This window comes from Massilia timonae, from assembly GCF_001866515.1.
GTDB classification, from domain to species: Bacteria; Pseudomonadota; Gammaproteobacteria; order Burkholderiales; family Burkholderiaceae_D; genus Telluria; species Telluria timonae.
This window is the reverse complement of sequence record NZ_JRYB01000001.1, coordinates 2,223,467-2,239,329: the sequence shown is the minus strand read 5'-3', so window position 1 is coordinate 2,239,329 and position 15,863 is coordinate 2,223,467. Positions and strand designations below refer to the sequence as shown.

The 15,863-nt window shown below is 55.2% G+C and carries 11 protein-coding genes; 4 read left to right on the top strand and 7 right to left on the bottom strand.

Features of this window, described 5'->3' with window-relative positions:
* Nucleotides 1–405: 405 nt before the first annotated feature.
* Nucleotides 406–1,116 carry a hypothetical protein gene (locus tag LO55_RS26295; protein ID WP_143054490.1) on the bottom strand — a complete coding sequence of 237 codons (711 nt, stop codon included), beginning with the start codon at nucleotides 1,114–1,116 and terminating at the stop codon, nucleotides 406–408.
* Nucleotides 1,117–1,127: 11 nt separating this feature from the next.
* Nucleotides 1,128–2,279: a DUF262 domain-containing protein gene (locus tag LO55_RS09640; protein ID WP_071361291.1), complete on the bottom strand. Its 1,152-nt coding sequence runs from the start codon at nucleotides 2,277–2,279 to the stop codon at nucleotides 1,128–1,130.
* A 172-nt stretch (nucleotides 2,280–2,451) separates the two neighbouring features.
* Here LO55_RS09640 and LO55_RS09635 point away from each other — a divergent pair, with 172 nt between their 5' ends.
* The 3 genes from LO55_RS09635 to LO55_RS25800 all read left to right on the top strand — a co-directional run bounded on the left by LO55_RS09635 (nucleotide 2,452) and on the right by LO55_RS25800 (nucleotide 6,319).
* Nucleotides 2,452–3,072 carry a recombinase family protein gene (locus LO55_RS09635; RefSeq protein ID WP_229410118.1) on the top strand — a complete coding sequence of 207 codons (621 nt, stop codon included), beginning with the start codon at nucleotides 2,452–2,454 and terminating at the stop codon, nucleotides 3,070–3,072.
* A 200-nt stretch (nucleotides 3,073–3,272) separates the two neighbouring features.
* Complete coding sequence (locus LO55_RS09630) at nucleotides 3,273–4,802, top strand: recombinase family protein (protein WP_071361290.1); 1,530 nt, start codon at nucleotides 3,273–3,275, stop codon at nucleotides 4,800–4,802.
* The gene (locus LO55_RS25800; RefSeq protein ID WP_083415281.1) at nucleotides 4,796–6,319 is read left to right on the top strand and encodes a recombinase family protein; all 1,524 of its coding nucleotides are present in this window, start codon (nucleotides 4,796–4,798) and stop codon (nucleotides 6,317–6,319) included. The genes LO55_RS09630 and LO55_RS25800 overlap by 7 nt, the downstream gene beginning before the upstream one ends.
* A 217-nt stretch (nucleotides 6,320–6,536) precedes the next feature.
* On the opposite strand, the gene LO55_RS09625 is transcribed toward LO55_RS25800, so the two are convergent.
* From LO55_RS09625 to LO55_RS09615, 4 genes are all read right to left on the bottom strand, one after another.
* Nucleotides 6,537–10,664: a HigA family addiction module antitoxin gene (locus LO55_RS09625; protein ID WP_083415280.1), complete on the bottom strand. Its 4,128-nt coding sequence runs from the start codon at nucleotides 10,662–10,664 to the stop codon at nucleotides 6,537–6,539.
* Between the two features lie 461 nt (nucleotides 10,665–11,125).
* Nucleotides 11,126–11,872, bottom strand: coding sequence for a hypothetical protein (locus tag LO55_RS09620; RefSeq protein WP_143054489.1), 747 nt, complete (start codon nucleotides 11,870–11,872; stop codon nucleotides 11,126–11,128).
* A 97-nt stretch (nucleotides 11,873–11,969) separates the two neighbouring features.
* Entirely contained in the window at nucleotides 11,970–12,239 is a 270-nt protein-coding gene (locus tag LO55_RS26290; RefSeq protein ID WP_143054488.1) for a hypothetical protein, read from the bottom strand.
* Between the two features lie 13 nt (nucleotides 12,240–12,252).
* Nucleotides 12,253–12,744, bottom strand: coding sequence for a hypothetical protein (locus LO55_RS09615; RefSeq protein WP_071361288.1), 492 nt, complete (start codon nucleotides 12,742–12,744; stop codon nucleotides 12,253–12,255).
* Nucleotides 12,745–12,859: 115 nt separating this feature from the next.
* Between LO55_RS09615 and LO55_RS09610 the strand changes: the two genes are divergently transcribed.
* On the top strand, nucleotides 12,860–13,168 hold the full coding sequence (locus LO55_RS09610; RefSeq protein ID WP_229410117.1) for a helix-turn-helix domain-containing protein: 309 nt from the start codon (nucleotides 12,860–12,862) through the stop codon (nucleotides 13,166–13,168).
* A gap of 1,413 nt (nucleotides 13,169–14,581) precedes the next feature.
* Here LO55_RS09610 and LO55_RS25790 read toward each other — a convergent pair.
* Nucleotides 14,582–15,706, bottom strand: coding sequence for an acyltransferase family protein (locus LO55_RS25790; RefSeq protein WP_177185514.1), 1,125 nt, complete (start codon nucleotides 15,704–15,706; stop codon nucleotides 14,582–14,584).
* Nucleotides 15,707–15,863 lie beyond the last annotated feature (157 nt).

The following is a 15,863-nucleotide window of genomic DNA, read 5'->3' as shown; positions in this document are numbered from 1 at the left end:
CCTAAACGATCGTGTACGTCCCCTCCTAAAGTGTCCACGCGCGCACGAGGGGAATTTTCAGTCGTTGTACTACCGTGCAGGTGAGTTGGCGTGCCGGCACTGCCACAGGCTTCGGTATAGGACGAACGTTGCCGCGACCGCCGCAGATCGTGCGCGCATTACGCGCTCAAAGTTGCTGTCCCAGATGGGCGCCGAACCAGGCAAGGCCGTGGTAGGACGCCAACCTTACAAGTGGCGCAGTCGACACAGGCGACTACTAGTGCGTTTGTCCCGCTTAAGCAGCACCCATCACCAAGCTGTGCACGCTTGGCTGAATCGCCGGGATGCAGGTTAGTCCCTACCTCGGTCCTAGCCCCGGAGCCCCTCCGCATGCGTGCCAAACGCAAGAAGGGACAAGGGCAGAGGCTAGCTTCGCAGGTATGCGTCCAAGGATCGTAGCGAGTGGACTTGAATTGACGAGCCGGCTGCCGGTGCGCTCCCAGGCGGGCCATCAATAATACGATCCAACTGCTTCGATGCACCGTACGGGTCGTCGATTCGTTTAACGCTGGCCAGGCCGCGATGCGCATGAGCACCTCGGTCGACCCCAAAACTATTTAGCTCCAGTAACCAGCTCGTTTCGATTTTCAACGGATCTAGCCCCAAGGGGACTACCATAGGCAACAAGTTCGCTTCCTTGATGCCGTTGTTCTTGCGGCAAAGCTCCGAGTGAACACCGACTGCAGTCTTGAGGCTGCTGAGTAATGCTCTTGTTGAAGGCGAAGCAAACGTTGCGAAGTCTCTAGCCAAGTTCTTATGTGTCTGCTGATATTTCGCAATTTCCGTTGGTCTAGAAGTCGCCACACCGCAGTATGCCATTAAGCTCAATGCGGTGATTCCAGTTAGCCCATTAGTCTGGAGTTCGGACAACGCCTTGTTCGCTTTCATGCGACAGGCTTGCTCCAAATAGTCTTCCAATTCCGCATGAGCAAAAACTAAAAATGCCTTCGCAGCAACAACTTCGCTATCCGAGTAAGTTGTCTTTTGCGCTGCAGGTAAGAATGCGATTTTTAGCTGAGATACGCTTTGTATGAATTGCGAGAATGCTGGTGACTCGGCAGGAACCGGCTGATTCAAGTCGGCACCTCTCAGCCAATCACGAGTGGCTGAACAACTCCACCGGTCAATTGAGACATCGCTGCCCCCCACAACTGGAAGCGAGCGTTTGTTGCCGCGAGACTCTTCGTCGTTGACTCAACAGATCGAGCAAACTCCGGGTCACCTGAGACGCGCTGAAATTCCTGAACAAGTTCAGGCTCGCGCCCCGTCAGCATTGCACGTACCGCAGCATCCTGAAGATAGGCGACCTGCACATCAATTACAGCGCGATTCAATGGTCGCTCAAATCTGTCGCCCAGCCATTTGCGACCGAATGTCTTGACACCGAACGCGGCGATCCCAAATTCTATCGCGGCCTCGATGTCTGCTACAACCTGGATAACGCGCGCTTGATGTACATCCCAAGCAGCGTTTAACTCCCGTGTCGCGGTATCAAGGAACTCTTTCATGTTTCCTCGATAGCGAGCAGGCCACATCTTAAAGGCCACTAGACGCAGCAGCAACTCTGCGTCACGCATTCGAAAATCAGGCTCAGTCAAGCCGAGCAAACATTTAATTGCTTGGGACCCCGCAGAAGCTCCCTCCAAATACTCTGTAAACGGGCCGGTTGCAATGGCTTGGCGCAACTCCTGCGGGGAAAGCTTCACGCTTCCCTCGTTTAGCCGAATGAAGACGATCTCCAAGAAAGCTGAGTCGGGCCAATTACGGATGACAGAGCTCCGAACTGCATAGTTCATGAACTGTCGTTGAGCTTCCGGGGGCAGCTCGGCAAACGTCAAATTTTCAAATTCTTTAAGGATTTCCATCCCTGTCAGGGCAAATCCATTATTCGGGCTTCCGGCAGCAGCACCATAGAATTGCAACAATGTTAACAGACGCTGCTTACCGTCCAGCACGATAAACTTACCACGCTCATCCTGCCTCTCGGCAAGGACGATTTGAGGAATTGGCAGCCCTAGCAGAATTGATTCTATAAGACGGCTTTTGTTCAGCTTACGCCAAGCATCTCGACGCTGAAATGTCGGCTGCAAGAAGATATTTTCCTGCCGGAGCTGCGAAATCGCGGTCTCAACAGTCCAATCTGTCCCATACAGGACAGCCTGATTCAGGAGGTCACGATTAACCTGATGTTCTGCCGGCTCATCTAATTCAACATCAAATTCCAAGTGCTCTTGTGTCATTTTCTTTCCATAGGTGGCAGTATCGGCTACCGAAGTATTGTATCCCCAATCTGGTTCTCTGACGTTCTAGATATAAAGTCAAAAACGACCGTTTTCTAACACCCTGTTGCTCGTCCCTTAGCGAATGTTAGAAAAATAGCCTTTGTCTTTATCAACATGTTGATATATATTGATGAGGTTTTTCAACACTTTGGAGGCGGCGATGGCGGTGTTTGGGTATGGGCGAGTATCAACAGCAGAACAAACAGCGGACAACCAGCGGCTTGAGATTGAACGCGCGGGGTATGCAGTTGAGTACTGGTTCGCTGACACAGTAAGCGGCAAAGCGCACGCATCGCAGCGAGCACAGTTCAGCGCCATGCAGGCGAAATTGAGAAAGAAGGACACGGTCGTAGTGGCGAAGCTAGACCGTCTTGGCCGCGATGCCCCAGACGTCCTTACAACCATTAAGACACTAGCCGCTCTTGGCGTTGAGGTCGTCGTGCTCCAGCTCGGGAAGCTCGACCTGACATCGCCTGCCGGGAAGCTCATGCTTGCCATGTTGGCGGCTGTGGCTGAGATGGAGCGCGATCTGATTGTCGAGCGTACTCAAGCTGGACTAGCTAGGGCCAAGGCGGAAGGTAAGTCCCTAGGACGGCCCTCTAAGCTGACGCAAGAGCAGCGCCGAGCGATAGTGGAGGGTCATGCTAGGAAGCAGAGTATTAGCTCCCTGGCGAAACAATTCGGTGTCTCACGCTCCACTGTCCTGACAGTTGTGACCCCACGTCCGGTAACTTCGCTGGCAAGCGTGTAAGCAAATCTATGGCCACCTGGATGCTGACGCCACTTTCATGTAAGTAGGCGGCAGCATATCGAACCCCGTGAAGCCGTGACAGCTCGACGGCGGTTGCCAACACTAAAGGACTCATAGTTCACTCGTGCGCTGTGGTTGTTCTTATATAGTCTCTCAACGGCCATTGTTCATATTGAGCTGGCTCAACGTTGGGGACGAATATGATGCACGAGGTCAAGGACCGCGCTGTGATGTACGTCAGAATGTCGACGGAGAGTCAGGACTATTCGACAGACCACCAGCGCGCGAAAATCCAGGAATATGCCTGCAACCATGGCATCGCTATCATCCGCGAGTACGCGGACGATGGCAAAAGCGGTCTTGACATCAAGCGTCGAGCTGGCCTGCGTGCACTAATGAGTGATGTCCAATCTGTCCAACCTGACTTCAGTCGTATCCTCGTGTACGACATCAGTCGCTGGGGGCGATTCCAGGATATTGATGAGGCGGCCTATCACGAGCATACCTGCCGGCGGGCAGGTATCGAGGTCGTCTACTGCGGCGAGCAGTTCTCAGGCAATGGAGGCCCTTACGATTCTCTCTTGAAAAGCATGAAGCGGGTGATGGCCGCTGAGTACAGTCGCGAGCTGTCCGAGAAGGTGTTCACTGCTCAGTGCCGGTTCATTGAAATGGGTTTTAAGCAGGGTGGCCATGCTGGGTATGGCCTACGCCGTCTGGCCATCAAAGCCAGCGGCGAACCAAGGGCAGTACTCGAATATGGTGAAGCTAAAATCTCAGCTACGGATCGGGTGATTCTTATTCATGGTCCTGATGAAGAAGTCGCCACGGTGCGCAGAATTTATTCGTGCTACTTGAACGATCAACTCAGCGAAGCAGCCATCGTCAGGTTGTTGACGAGCGAGCAGGTGCCAAGTGAGTTCGGACGGCCTTGGACGCAGGCCATGGTGCACTCTGTGCTATCCAATATTAAATACTGCGGTGCTCTTGCTTATAACAGGCGCTCATCGAAGCTGTCTAATCGGCGCGTGCGCAACGCTCGCTCTGACTGGGTCGTAAATCCTAATGCGGTCGAGCCAATCATTCCGCTTGATTTCTTTGAGCGAGTTCAGGCAGAGCACGCTCGCCGACTGCGCCGATACACTCGCCCTGAGCTGCTTGCCCTCCTACAGGATTGCTATCGACGGCACGGAAAGGTCAACGCGAAGGTGATTGCAGCGGACTCAGCAATGCCAGACCCGCAACTCTTTGTGCGGTCGTTTGGCTCACTGGTGAAGGCGTACACAGCAGCCGCCCTGCCGCGCTCACTGACGTATGCGTTCGTCGAAACAAAGGCGAAGTTGTCGGTCATGCGACATCGCCTCCTAGCGCAGGTCGAGGCACTTATACAGGCTGCAGGGGGTAACATCGAACCCACCTCAACGCCATTCAAGGTAGTACTCAATGGAGACATACGTGTACAAATTGAGGTAGCTGTACCTCGGACTCCCCGACGTGGTTTGCGGAGTTGGAAGATTAGCTTAAAGCCTGAGGTCGACTTCGTCATCGCCGGGCGAATGGACCCGACGCATGGTGAAATCACTGACTACTTCCTGATCTCGTCCGCAGACTTGGCAGACGGACCTATGTATCTCAAAGCGTCAAACCTTGATCGCTACGCCGCGCTACGATTCGCGACAATCGACTCGATTTTCGGCAACCCGACTGTCATTCGTCAGGCGGTCAAATGCTAAGACGCGAGACAAATAGGGCCGCGCTCTATGTCCGGGCGTCGACTGAGCATCAAACCTACTCCACGGCGCATCAGGAAGCGGCTTTAAGAGAGCACGCGGCCCAACACGGCCTAGAAGTCATCAAAATATATCGGGACCAAGGGCGAAGCGGACTGACTCTTGATGGCCGTGTGGGATTGCTGAAACTCCTGACCGACATTCAGTCAGAGCGTGCCGAGTTCAGCACAGTCTTGGTCTATGACATTAGCCGCTGGGGTCGCTTCCAAGACGTTGATGAAAGCGCATACTACGAGTATGCCTGCCGCCGCGCTGGCATTGCAGTTGCCTACTGCGCCGAACCGTTCGAGAACGATGGATCGCCACTGGCCGCCGTGCTCAAGGGCCTCAAACGAGCGATGGCGGCCGAGTACAGCCGGGAGCTATCCGCTAAGGTATTCCGAGCACAGTGTCGGCTTACAGAGGCAGGATTTAAGCAAGGAGGTACAGCCGGCTACGGGTTGAGGCGCATTTCGGTCTCTGCTTCAGGGGAAGCGAAAAGTGTACTTGGCCCAGGTGAGCGCAAGAACATGCCTACTGACCACGTCACATACACGCTTGGACCGAAGAACGAAGTCGAAGTAATCAACCGCATCTACGACATGTATTTGATTGAACGGCTGTCCGACACTGGCATCGCTCGGCGCTTGAATGACGAGGGGACAGCGAACGAGTTTGGCCGGCCCTGGTCACCGTTCCATGTTAAACAGGTCCTTACGAATGACAAGTACGCAGGCACACTTGTATTTAATCGCAGCACCCAGCGTTTGAAGAGTTCAAAACGGTCGAACACTCCAGCGAACTGGGTAAAAGTCGATAACGCGTTCCAGGCGATCGTCTCACGAGATAGGCTGGAGGAGGCCCGACAAGAGCGGCAACGGCGTAGACGCCATTGGACTGACGATGAGATGCTCGATAGCCTACGCGCTATCTTCATCGAGCACGGCAGGGTCACTCCTGACCTAATCAATTCGAGCGGTGGCCCGGCCGTAAAATCCTACGCCTTCCGCTTCAATGGACTTACCTCTGCGCTTGGCCTTGCGGGGGTAAGCTGGCCCTCGACGTCGCGCAATGTGATCACACGGTATCGCATGCGATGCATCACCCGCGATATGACGATCGAGCTTGAACGGTGTGCCGCCGCGGCGAAGGCTACCATGATAAAGCTCAGCCCACGCACGTACATTCTGAACGGTGTCACAGTTCGTCTGCTGTGTACTCGGTGTCGATTTGAGCGAAGCCACCCATGCTGGAAGGTCACCCTGGCTCATGAACCTGCTGCCGACTTTGTAATATGGGTTCGTGCAGACCAAGCGAACCAGTACGTCGAACAAATTTACCTCCTACCCGTAGCTGACTTCCCTACACATCAATTCGTTTGGCCATCAACACTTACGCTACACAAGTACGAACGATATGCGCACACTTCGCTGCGCAGCATCTTTGGAGTGGAAAATGTTTTAAAGCCGCTTCGCAGATGAGTCGGAGGGTGCCCCTCCCTCCGGGGGGGGGGTGAGAAAGTCGCCCCCCCCCTTTCAAGCAAGCGATCGGTCGAACCGTCAAAATTTTTTGTTGAGCTAGTAGAATTACTCGCTCTCTCTCTCTCTGCGACATGACGTTATGAGACACTTTTAGAGGGACTCTCAGAACCTATCATGCACATAGAGCCCGCAAGGAGGCGGTCGGCTTTCAAGCACATTATCGAAGGCGATGACTGAGTTTCGCGTCGGTATCCTCTCGCGAGGCCTCTCGCTCGTACGTTTCTGCGAGACTCAGAAGGAGCTCTGAGGCCACGTACGGTGAAGTGGCCCTGATTTGTTGAGCCCACTTGCGGTACATGTCCGCGAGCTGGCGTTCTTGGTCTCCGCCCGGGCCACGCGTGTGTGCGCCACGGGAGTTGTACTTGCCGGTGTGGGCGCCCCTCATCATGGATTCCGACTGCACGTCTTCCATGACTGCACGAACAGTCTCGCACGGCCACGCGCCGTCCTTGCCAACCGGTGCCGAAGCGAGCAGTTCCCCAATGACAATGTCCGCAATTCCGGCTCGCGACAGTTCGGCGCACAATTTTCGGACCTCTGCAACCCATTTCGCAAGCCGCTTCACGGCGTCGTTATCATTGGGTGCGTCGCTTCCCGGAATCCGCTTGAGCGCCGAGATAAGCTTGTAGCCCCGCTCGGCCATTTGCTTGGCTTTGTCCGGCTCCACCTTGAATTCCGGCGGGTCTTCCGCTCCGTCCGCGCGCCTGTATGTCCAAACCATTGCCTGCACTAGGACTTCGGGATGGTCTTCGATGTAGCGCTCCAGGTTCGGGATCCCAGATTTCGCCCTCTGGTCCCATGAGCGGTCCAGCACATCGAGATACGCAAATTCCAACCCTGCCTTTTGCTCCAGGGAAAGCTCAGTAGCAGCGTCAACGCACTTGAAAGCCTTTTCAACGTAATAGTGCTCAAGCATGTACTCGCCCGGCTTGTCGTCCCCGTCGCGCGCCATTTCGGTAAGGAGTTGGAAGAGCGTTCGCACCGGCAGCTTTTTCGGTTGGTCTTTGGATACGGCAAAGGCAGCCCTTGGCCTTCGCGCCTTCATGAGCTTTTCGACGGCCTTGGTCAGTGCCAGGGAGGAGGAGTCGCGAATCCAGCTTGGAACAACGTTTCTCCAGTAAGACTCCTCAGCGTCCGTCCCTTGGCTCTCAACAAGCAACCAGGTAGATTCTCCGAAAGGTGCCAGCATAAGAAGCGGTACGGCGTTTTCTGGTCCAAGCTCTGATATCGCGGACGTGAGGAATGCTTCACGCTCGCTGTCCTCGGCTATGGCGCCGAGGATTCCCTGTATCAGCCAATCCGATGCTCGGGCCACTGGGCCGCCTTCGCCCCTCTTATTAAATGCATGCGAAAGAAGCCCAAGAAGCTCCGTTTTGTTCAAGACCATTTCCGCAGAGATTGCTCCAACGGTCCCGGATGCGCCGCAGCGGATCGCCAGGTCAAGCAGGCCGTCAATCCCTTGGGCTTTGAAGATATCCTTGAGCGCGTCGACCCGTTGGGCGAGGATCCGCCTGTCGCGTTCCTCGTAGTCTGTGCTGTTGATGTCTTCAAGCTCGTCGGCTGACTCCTCGATCCAAGGGCCCTTGAAGAGCCACGCGTGCTTGTCCACCAAGTTGCCAGGTTCAAGTGCCTCGTAAATGCCTTTCGCCGTTGCCGCGACCTGACTGTCTTTCCCGCTCGTCTTCGCCCTAACGGCAGCCCGACGCGAGAGGGTGGAGATGCGGATCTTTTCGCGCATCGCAACCTTGTCGCCGTCGCTGGCGGTATTCGCCCACTCCTTGATTAATGCCCAAACTCTATCCTGCTCGGCCGTCCCTAAATCATGGAGTCGGTCGATGAGGTCGCACAGCATCCGGAGCGTGTAGACATCCCTAGTTAGGGCCAGCTCGACCATCGCGGCCCGAAATTCCAGAATCGGTCCCCAAGTAGCGAACGGCTCGCCGAACCCGTACCCATCAGGCCTCCAGGCGGGTTTGTGGCTATAGTCGCCTACCTCGTGGTGGCTGCCGAACTGCGCGACGCATAGCGTCCAGGCGACGTCTGGGAACTTCCGGAAGAGGGTCTTGACCAATCCAAGCCGATCGTCGTGGCCCGCAGCCGTTTGAGGCATCCAAGCCCTGAAGATCGCGCCAAGCGAATGCCCCGGCTTGTTCACCCAGTTGTCGTTGATCTCTATCTGGGTCAGCCGTGCGAGAACCATGACTGTGCGGGGCAGTGTGTTCGGATTCCAAGCGAGCCCTTCCAAGGCCCAAAGTAGCCCGGTACGGCTAGGACTCCCGAAAATTCCGGTTCCTGCCGGACGCAGCAGACCGAAAACCGCCGGCTCGTCAGACTGGAGGTCACGCTCGATTATCGAAAGGAACTCGGTCGGGGCTGCTTCCGCGTAGAGCGGCAAATCGCGGTCGTTCGCTTCCAGCGCCCGGGTCGTCAAGGGCGACTTGAGAAGGTCCCGCACGACCAAGGCCGCTTGCTCCTCGGTGTCGATTCCGAGACGGCCTTTGAAGAGCGCAACGCCGTGCACGGCCAGCAGAACGAGCGTCTCGCCGATTCCCTGGCGGAAGGCGCTGGAAAACTCGCGGGTCTTTCCGTGGATCGAGGCCGTCCACCGCTGGTCGTCTGCTAAATCCAGCGACGGGTCGTCCTCGCCAAGCACCATTCGGGCCACATCGAAATACCGTACGAGGTCGTCGCGCGTCACGTACCCCGCAACGGCGTAGAGCAGGTCGATCTTCGAGACCACTCCTCGATACGTGCCGATTGACCAGACTGGGGCGTCATTCAGCTGGACGAGGCGCTGGCAGTCCTTTTCCAGGTCCTCGTAATCGCGGTTACGGGAAAGCAAGGACAGCCCGGCCTTATCGGTCTCGTTCACCGAGCTCCATGCGCCGACTAGCATAAATGCAATGAGGCTTTCGGGGCTGTGCTGCTGCGTCGCCCACGGGGGCGTCTTCACTCCCTCGAGCTTGGAAAGCCGACGCCGCAGCACCGTCAGCGAGCGACCCGACTCATTTGCAAGCTTCTTGATGTCGTCCCTATTCCTCCCTGTTTCCTTCAGCGCAGATTCGAGGGTTTCGAAACTTACGGGCTCCAGCACGATGTCGGGTTCGATATTGATACCGTTTCGAGGGTACACGACCACCGAATGCATCTGGTGTGCAAAAGGCGCCAGTTCTTGCTCGACATCGCGCGAATGCACGACCGGAACGAAGGGCCTGGCCCCACCTGCCAGCCTCGGCAGGACGCCGGGCTTGTCGAATACCAAGGTCCGATACCGGTAGGTTTCCAGGTCTGCGCTTCCCATCGGGCCGATACACTGGGCCACGAACGCCAACGCTTCGCCGGTGGAGTCAGCCGCGATGACGATAGGCCCGCTCGCAGGTTTCGACAGGTAGGAATGTAGCTTCCGTTTTGCCTCCTCAATTGCAGGGGCAAACAGCGCTCCGGGAAGCGGTGGCTCGGTCACGTTCGCCCAATCCGCCCAGCACTTGTCCAGAGAGCGGACGTCGTGAGCTGGCACACTTGTCTCGTTGGCGAACCACGCCTGCCCGGGTATCGATTGCTCTACCCACTGCTCTAGATCGCTGGAATCGTAGGCGCGGACGTCCTTCCATAGCCCTTCCGCCTTTTTCTTGCTTGCCCAAGCGTTCTTGCCTGGCCACCGCCGCGGGGTGACGAAGATGAACGCTGTGGACACCATATCTGCCGCGTCAGCGGCGTCTACGCTCTTCTTGTAGTCGCCGTCCGCTTTCGTTTTCGGGTCTTCATTAGTGCCGAACTCCCAGCCAGAACGGCCGGAGGGTACCCATGGCGTTCCTTCTCCGGCAACGACCCGGCCATCCCAGCCGACTCTTTGGGAATCGTCGTTACCCGGGAAGTCCACTTCGGTCAGCCCGATGCCCGTCGAATGCACCAGGGTCCGCAGAAATACTGCGAACCGACTCCTGGCCGCAATGTTTTGTGAGGCCCAGGCCTCAATATCGTTGGCGGTGATCGACAGGAAGGGTGGCACGTACGGTTTCGCGCCCGCGGGAGTGCTTTTCTGCTTAGCCTTGAAAGCATCGTACTGAGCCTGCATTTCGAGCAAGTCCTTGCGCGGGAATCCAAATGCCTTCTCGATCCGGGTCGCCATGTCGGCGGAAAGGGACGCTTTACCGTTGAGCAGATTTGAGAGCGCGGGGCGTCCGACGTCGAGAAGTTCTGCGGCCTTTGTTACGGTCATCTTGGCCGGGAAGACCTCGGTCTTGATGCGCTCTCCAGGGTGGCGGGGTTCGGTAGCAATGTTCATAAATCGCTCTCAACGGATGTTAGCCTTCGAAGACGGCTCAATGGTATTGTATTGTGTCACGCTACACAATACGGTTTCGTTTAGAAAGCAAATGTATATGCTTGCTCCTAGTCAAATTAGTTCAGAGTTTCCGCACGTTATTGCGCCACCTGCATCGTTGATGAAATAAATGTTCTCGACGCTGATTGATGAGTTCTTCACGCAGATAAATGCTTGTTGAGTAAGCAGGAAGCCCGCCCCACCCCAAGTCAGGGACCAAGTTATCGCATGCGTGCAGGAGGACGTTGGCAGAGACCAAATCAGGATCGCTGATTAGGGCTTCACGGGTACGTGGTGATCGGGACGATGCACGTGGCCGCTGGGTAGTCGCCCGCGTAGTTTTTGGATGAGAACCGACCTAGCTACTCATCGTCAACTTCGGATGGAAATTGGACTTTAAAGTTTGAAAGCAATCGAATCTATCACCATGTTGCAGGGTGTAACTCCCGCACCTGCGAGTCGCCGCTTCTTGCGAGCCGTTCGATCTTGACTGCCCTGACCTCGCTATGTCCGTCAGCCGGCACAGCTTTCAGCACCGCGATCGCCTCGTCGAAACGGCCAAGCTGGCGCAGCAATTCGCCTTGCTCGATCATCTCCGATGGATGCCCATCGCCGTCCCGCAGTATGGTTAGGATAGCCTCCATGTTGGACCGTTCCAAAGCCTGCGGCCAAATCGGTACATCGGGAATGGGCGAGCCATCCTGACAGCTGCGGTAGCGGTCGTTCAAGCCCCACCAGATGCGCTTCCGCAGCCAGAGAACCCGGGGCCTGCTGATCCCTTTGGAGCGGGCCAAGACGTACATGACATCGTCAAAGTTCACGCTACCGATGTAGTTCGCCTGCCCCCAGGATGCCATGGCCCTGCCCCATTCCTCTTCGCCTTGAAGCAGCCCTTGCGGGTCGCCGCGCAAGCGCAGCCACGCGCGTCTAAACCGACCTATCGGCCGCGAGGCTTCGGGCATGATCCCGACAGGCTCGATATCCTCCAGCCAGAAGAGTGCAGCGCAAGTGGTGCAACGGACCAACGGCTCCTGGCGCCACCACATGCTCGGCACGCCGTCCGACCAGTCTCGGGAACCGAAAAAATTAAAACTGCGAAGTCGCCGACGAAGGAAAAAGGCACCGCAACCGGGGCATGCGTGAACTGAGGGCGTAGAGAAACTCGTCATGGCCAGTATCGTAACGTCGCGCTGCCAGCTCGACAATAAATAGGGCGCCTAGCGGCATGGCACTAGTCTGCCGTAGAGCTGCTAGGAGCCATCCGGCTCAAATACAGGTGAAATGCAACGTGGTTTGCGGGAACTGGCCGAGCGAGCGCGGAGTATCCGTCTCCCGGAGGATCTGCATGGTTTTCCCTTGGCCGGCGCAGTGCGCGCTTGCGTCCTTCATTGTCGCGGCCTTGAGATGGCCCAGCGACGCAGTCGGACCGTTGTCTTCTCGCGAAACCATATACTGATTACTACCCGTCGAGATCACGCCCGTCGTAGAAGCGCAACCAGCTAAAACCACCACCAACCAAATTTTTTTAAGTGTCACTTTCTTTTCCTCTTTAGTAGAAGCCTAGCCGGCTTCTGGTGTTCAAACACGTGGTGCCCATCCCGCGCAGGTCGGTCACGCCTTGTAGTCGGACGTAGAAGTAGTCGTCCCACGCGGCGCGCCGAAAGCCATCGTCCAACAGATTCAGGATTGCCTCGCGCTCGTTCGCCCCGAACGCGGTAAGGCGGGATTTCCGCCACGGTTGCTCTGCGCCGTTCTTAAAGTAGACATCCCACTCAAGGCCAAAAAGATCACCGAGCTGGTAAGTTGCTCCCGTATCCCTACCGATGTCGTCGAGTGCGGTGCCCATGCGGCGCTCGATGCGGTAGTCGCGCCCCTGGAGCGTCCACACGACCTCCATAAGCTGCCGCTTGTTCAAGCCATTAAAGAGTACCCGGCGTGTCGCCGCCTCCTCCAAGATGAACAGGTCGCGCTCCGTCTTGGCCAAAAAATCATCGATGCGATCGTCCTGGGTTGATGCAGGTGGAATACGGGTGTGAATCATTGATTGCCTCCTATTTTTAGCCCAGCAATCCTAAGGATTCCTTAGTGTAACGTCAATAAAATACTAAGAATATCTTAGCCTTTAGGGGCTATGGATGTCTTTGTTTGGGAAGCGAATGAAGGAGGCCCGCTTACAGGCCGGCCTGTCTCAGGAAAAACTTGGCGTCTTGGCGGGGATCGATGAGATGTCTTCGAGCGCGCGTATGAACCAGTACGAACGGGGGAAGCATGTGCCGGACTTCTCACTGGTCGAGCGAGTCGCCCAAGTACTTGATGTCCCTGAATGCTACTTCTATTGCAAGGAAGATGACATGGCCCTAATTCTCATTCGCTTGCACCGCATCCCCGCGCACGAGAGGCAAGGCCTTATCGGCGCGGTCGAACGGCTCCTATCAGAGCCTGGGAATGTCCAGGAAGCGCCGTAGCATGCTGTCTGCTGTTGATGAATCTGTGACCGCCTCTAGCGGTCCACACAGCAAATTAGGCATCCCATTCAATAGGATGCGGGCACTCAACCTGCAAGGCTAATGTTGAGTGAGCCGGGTTACACAGCGGTTACACAACTTGCTTACAGCGCCACGAAAGAAAAAAGGGTTACATGTAAAATCATGTAACCCCTTGATCTAATTACTGAATTTTGGTGCCGCTGACCGGAATCGAACTGGTGACCTTCGCATTACGAATTAGCAAATACGGCTTGTGGCGCTGACCACAGTGGCCCACAGATAAATCTCATGATTTGCCGTTACTAAGTAAGCGACGAATGTCGGCAACTGCCCACGCAAGGCGACCGCTAATCCGAACTGGGCGTAGTGGCCCATCTTCATAACATGCCCATTTTCGTAAAGTTTGAGGCGTGCGCCTAAGTAGACGCGCCGCCGTGGTTGTGTCAACGTGACTGCCCATGTCTTCGCACGCTGGCCATTGCAGCTCCAAACCTCCACTACTGCCCTTGGCCTTCGCAAATTCCGAAAGCGCAATCGTACGCTCAAGCGCCTCTACGCGTGCCTCCAAATCGGTAACACTCTTAAGAATTTCGCTAAACGTGCTGGCAATGCGCCCGAGGGCATGTGCTGCATTTGCAACGTCCTGAAGGACAACCGTAGCATCGTGCACTGACTTGGAACTCATGGACATATTCTGCTCCAAAGGGTGTCAGATAGTGGAGACGGCAGACTGGACCAATCATAAGACGATACGTCAACCGCGCGAACCAGCATGGTAAACTCTGACCAGCGCGCTGGGCTGAATCTCGGTGAGATTGTGTGAGAGCGGGTAGCTACGTGAAGATTTGACGGTATTTTTAACGGTATCTCTACGGAACAAGGTAGCGAACCCTAGCATTCATGCGGGTTTTAGCCTATTCTTCGATTCCGGCCGGAGCACCACTGATAGACAGTATTAGCGAAACCCGCACACTTCTTCGGAAGAGCGGGTTTTTTGCTTTTCAAGCTGGGCCGCTTGCTAGCGTACGATGTGCCACTAGCGGCAAGCGGATCGCAAACGCCATCCCGCCCACCAAAAAGCGACAGGAGCACGTCTGACAATCGGACACGGGCTCAGCCGTTATTGCCCAATACCCGGGATTACTGTAGAGGCCATGTCCGATTGTCAGACGTGACCCTCCGGATGTGACCCTCCGGATGTGTTGCTGAACTATCTGAAGCTGTACGACCACCAGATTCCACAACAGGCCACTGGCAGGAAAACGTCGATTCTGGCACTCAATGACTGGCATAGAGAATAGCCCTAGCTATTCGTTAAATGCGTCTATGATCAGACGGGAATTGACTACTAGGATTCGAATCGATCCGAGCAGCAAACGCGTCCTCGTCAAATCATGGCACGCTACGGGGCATCACTTCTCTATCGACATCGTCATGTTCGTTTTTCCGAACAGCAAGTAAAGCATCTGAAATAAAGGGAGTAGCATTTTCCGGTTTCTTCTTCCGCGCCCAAGTACTATTCAAATAGTTCCTAGCGGGCGCCTCAATTAGATAATACGACAATACTCCGGCAAGCAATGCCAAAAGAAACGCAGCCGAAGTTGAAATTAGTCCTTTATTCTTCAGTGCATAAAATGGCTGTTGCCATAAGTACAGTGAATATGACCATAACCCAAGCTTGCGCAGTGCGGGAAGCGAAAGGACTCGCAGCATCCACTCAGGTGCTTTATGGAGAATATTTACCGTCAGCGCCAGCGAGACCAGGCCGACCACCATAGTCACTGCGGGTGGAGCACTTGTGCTATAAGTTACTATCGCAATTATCGGTAGCGTATAAAAAACGAAGGGCGGGATCGATCTATTAATCCCGTTTCGCAGGCATAGAAGCAAAAATCCGGAGAAGAAGATGCCGAACGCGGCAACTTCCGTGTGGATCAACTTCTCGCGGTAAAGCGCAGGGCCGGAAAATTTTATCGTATACACCGCTGCCATGATGAGGCAGCAGAATGAAAGCATTCCCAGTGCAATCCGTTGTCTCTCGATTTTACTTGGAAAAAAAATCACAAGCGCCGATAATACTATATAGCTGTGCTCTTCGACCGACAGTGACCATATATGATCGAAAGGAAGCGCATTTCCGAATCCGACAGGATAATAATTTCTTATGAGCGCGGTAGCGCCTAGTGCCGTCCCCCACGACACAGGAAGTCCCGCGATCAAATAGGAAATAATCGTTATCGCGATAAAGGCGTATAGAGCGGGGAAAATCCTCGAAATTCGTCGCTTATAGAACGTCGGAAGCGGGGTTTCGTGTAGGAAAAGCTGCTTTGCCATAAGGAAACCCGACAAAACAAAGAAAAAATGCACGCCAGCAGTTCCACAAAATTTGAGTTGCGAGTAGGGAAAGAAATGTCCGACCAGCAGTAGTGAAATAGCGATTCCCCGCCATCCATCCAAGTAGTCTAATTGCTGACCACTCGCCAGATGGCTGCTGCCTGATGTATTTGTATTTTGCACAGTTCCCTCTTCGCGGGTTAGATGGCCCAATCAACCCTCGAACATTTTTGTTCATGCTGAGGAAAGACCGAGATAGCCGCATTTCTATCGAAAGCACGCCAGACCATGTGACATCGCTATCGCAGTATCGACGGGGAGTGTACAGACATGATTTCTT

Coding starts and splice junctions, on each gene's coding strand:
- LO55_RS09625 (WP_083415280.1), bottom strand. CDS start 10,664: ATGAACATTGCTACCGAACCCCGCCACCCTGGAGAGCGCATCAAGACC.
- LO55_RS09640 (WP_071361291.1), bottom strand. CDS start 2,279: ATGACACAAGAGCACTTGGAATTTGATGTTGAATTAGATGAGCCGGCA.
- LO55_RS09635 (WP_229410118.1), top strand. CDS start 2,452: ATGAGGTTTTTCAACACTTTGGAGGCGGCGATGGCGGTGTTTGGGTAT.
- LO55_RS09620 (WP_143054489.1), bottom strand. CDS start 11,872: ATGACGAGTTTCTCTACGCCCTCAGTTCACGCATGCCCCGGTTGCGGT.
- LO55_RS09610 (WP_229410117.1), top strand. CDS start 12,860: ATGAAGGAGGCCCGCTTACAGGCCGGCCTGTCTCAGGAAAAACTTGGC.
- LO55_RS25800 (WP_083415281.1), top strand. CDS start 4,796: ATGCTAAGACGCGAGACAAATAGGGCCGCGCTCTATGTCCGGGCGTCG.
- LO55_RS09630 (WP_071361290.1), top strand. CDS start 3,273: ATGATGCACGAGGTCAAGGACCGCGCTGTGATGTACGTCAGAATGTCG.
- LO55_RS09615 (WP_071361288.1), bottom strand. CDS start 12,744: ATGATTCACACCCGTATTCCACCTGCATCAACCCAGGACGATCGCATC.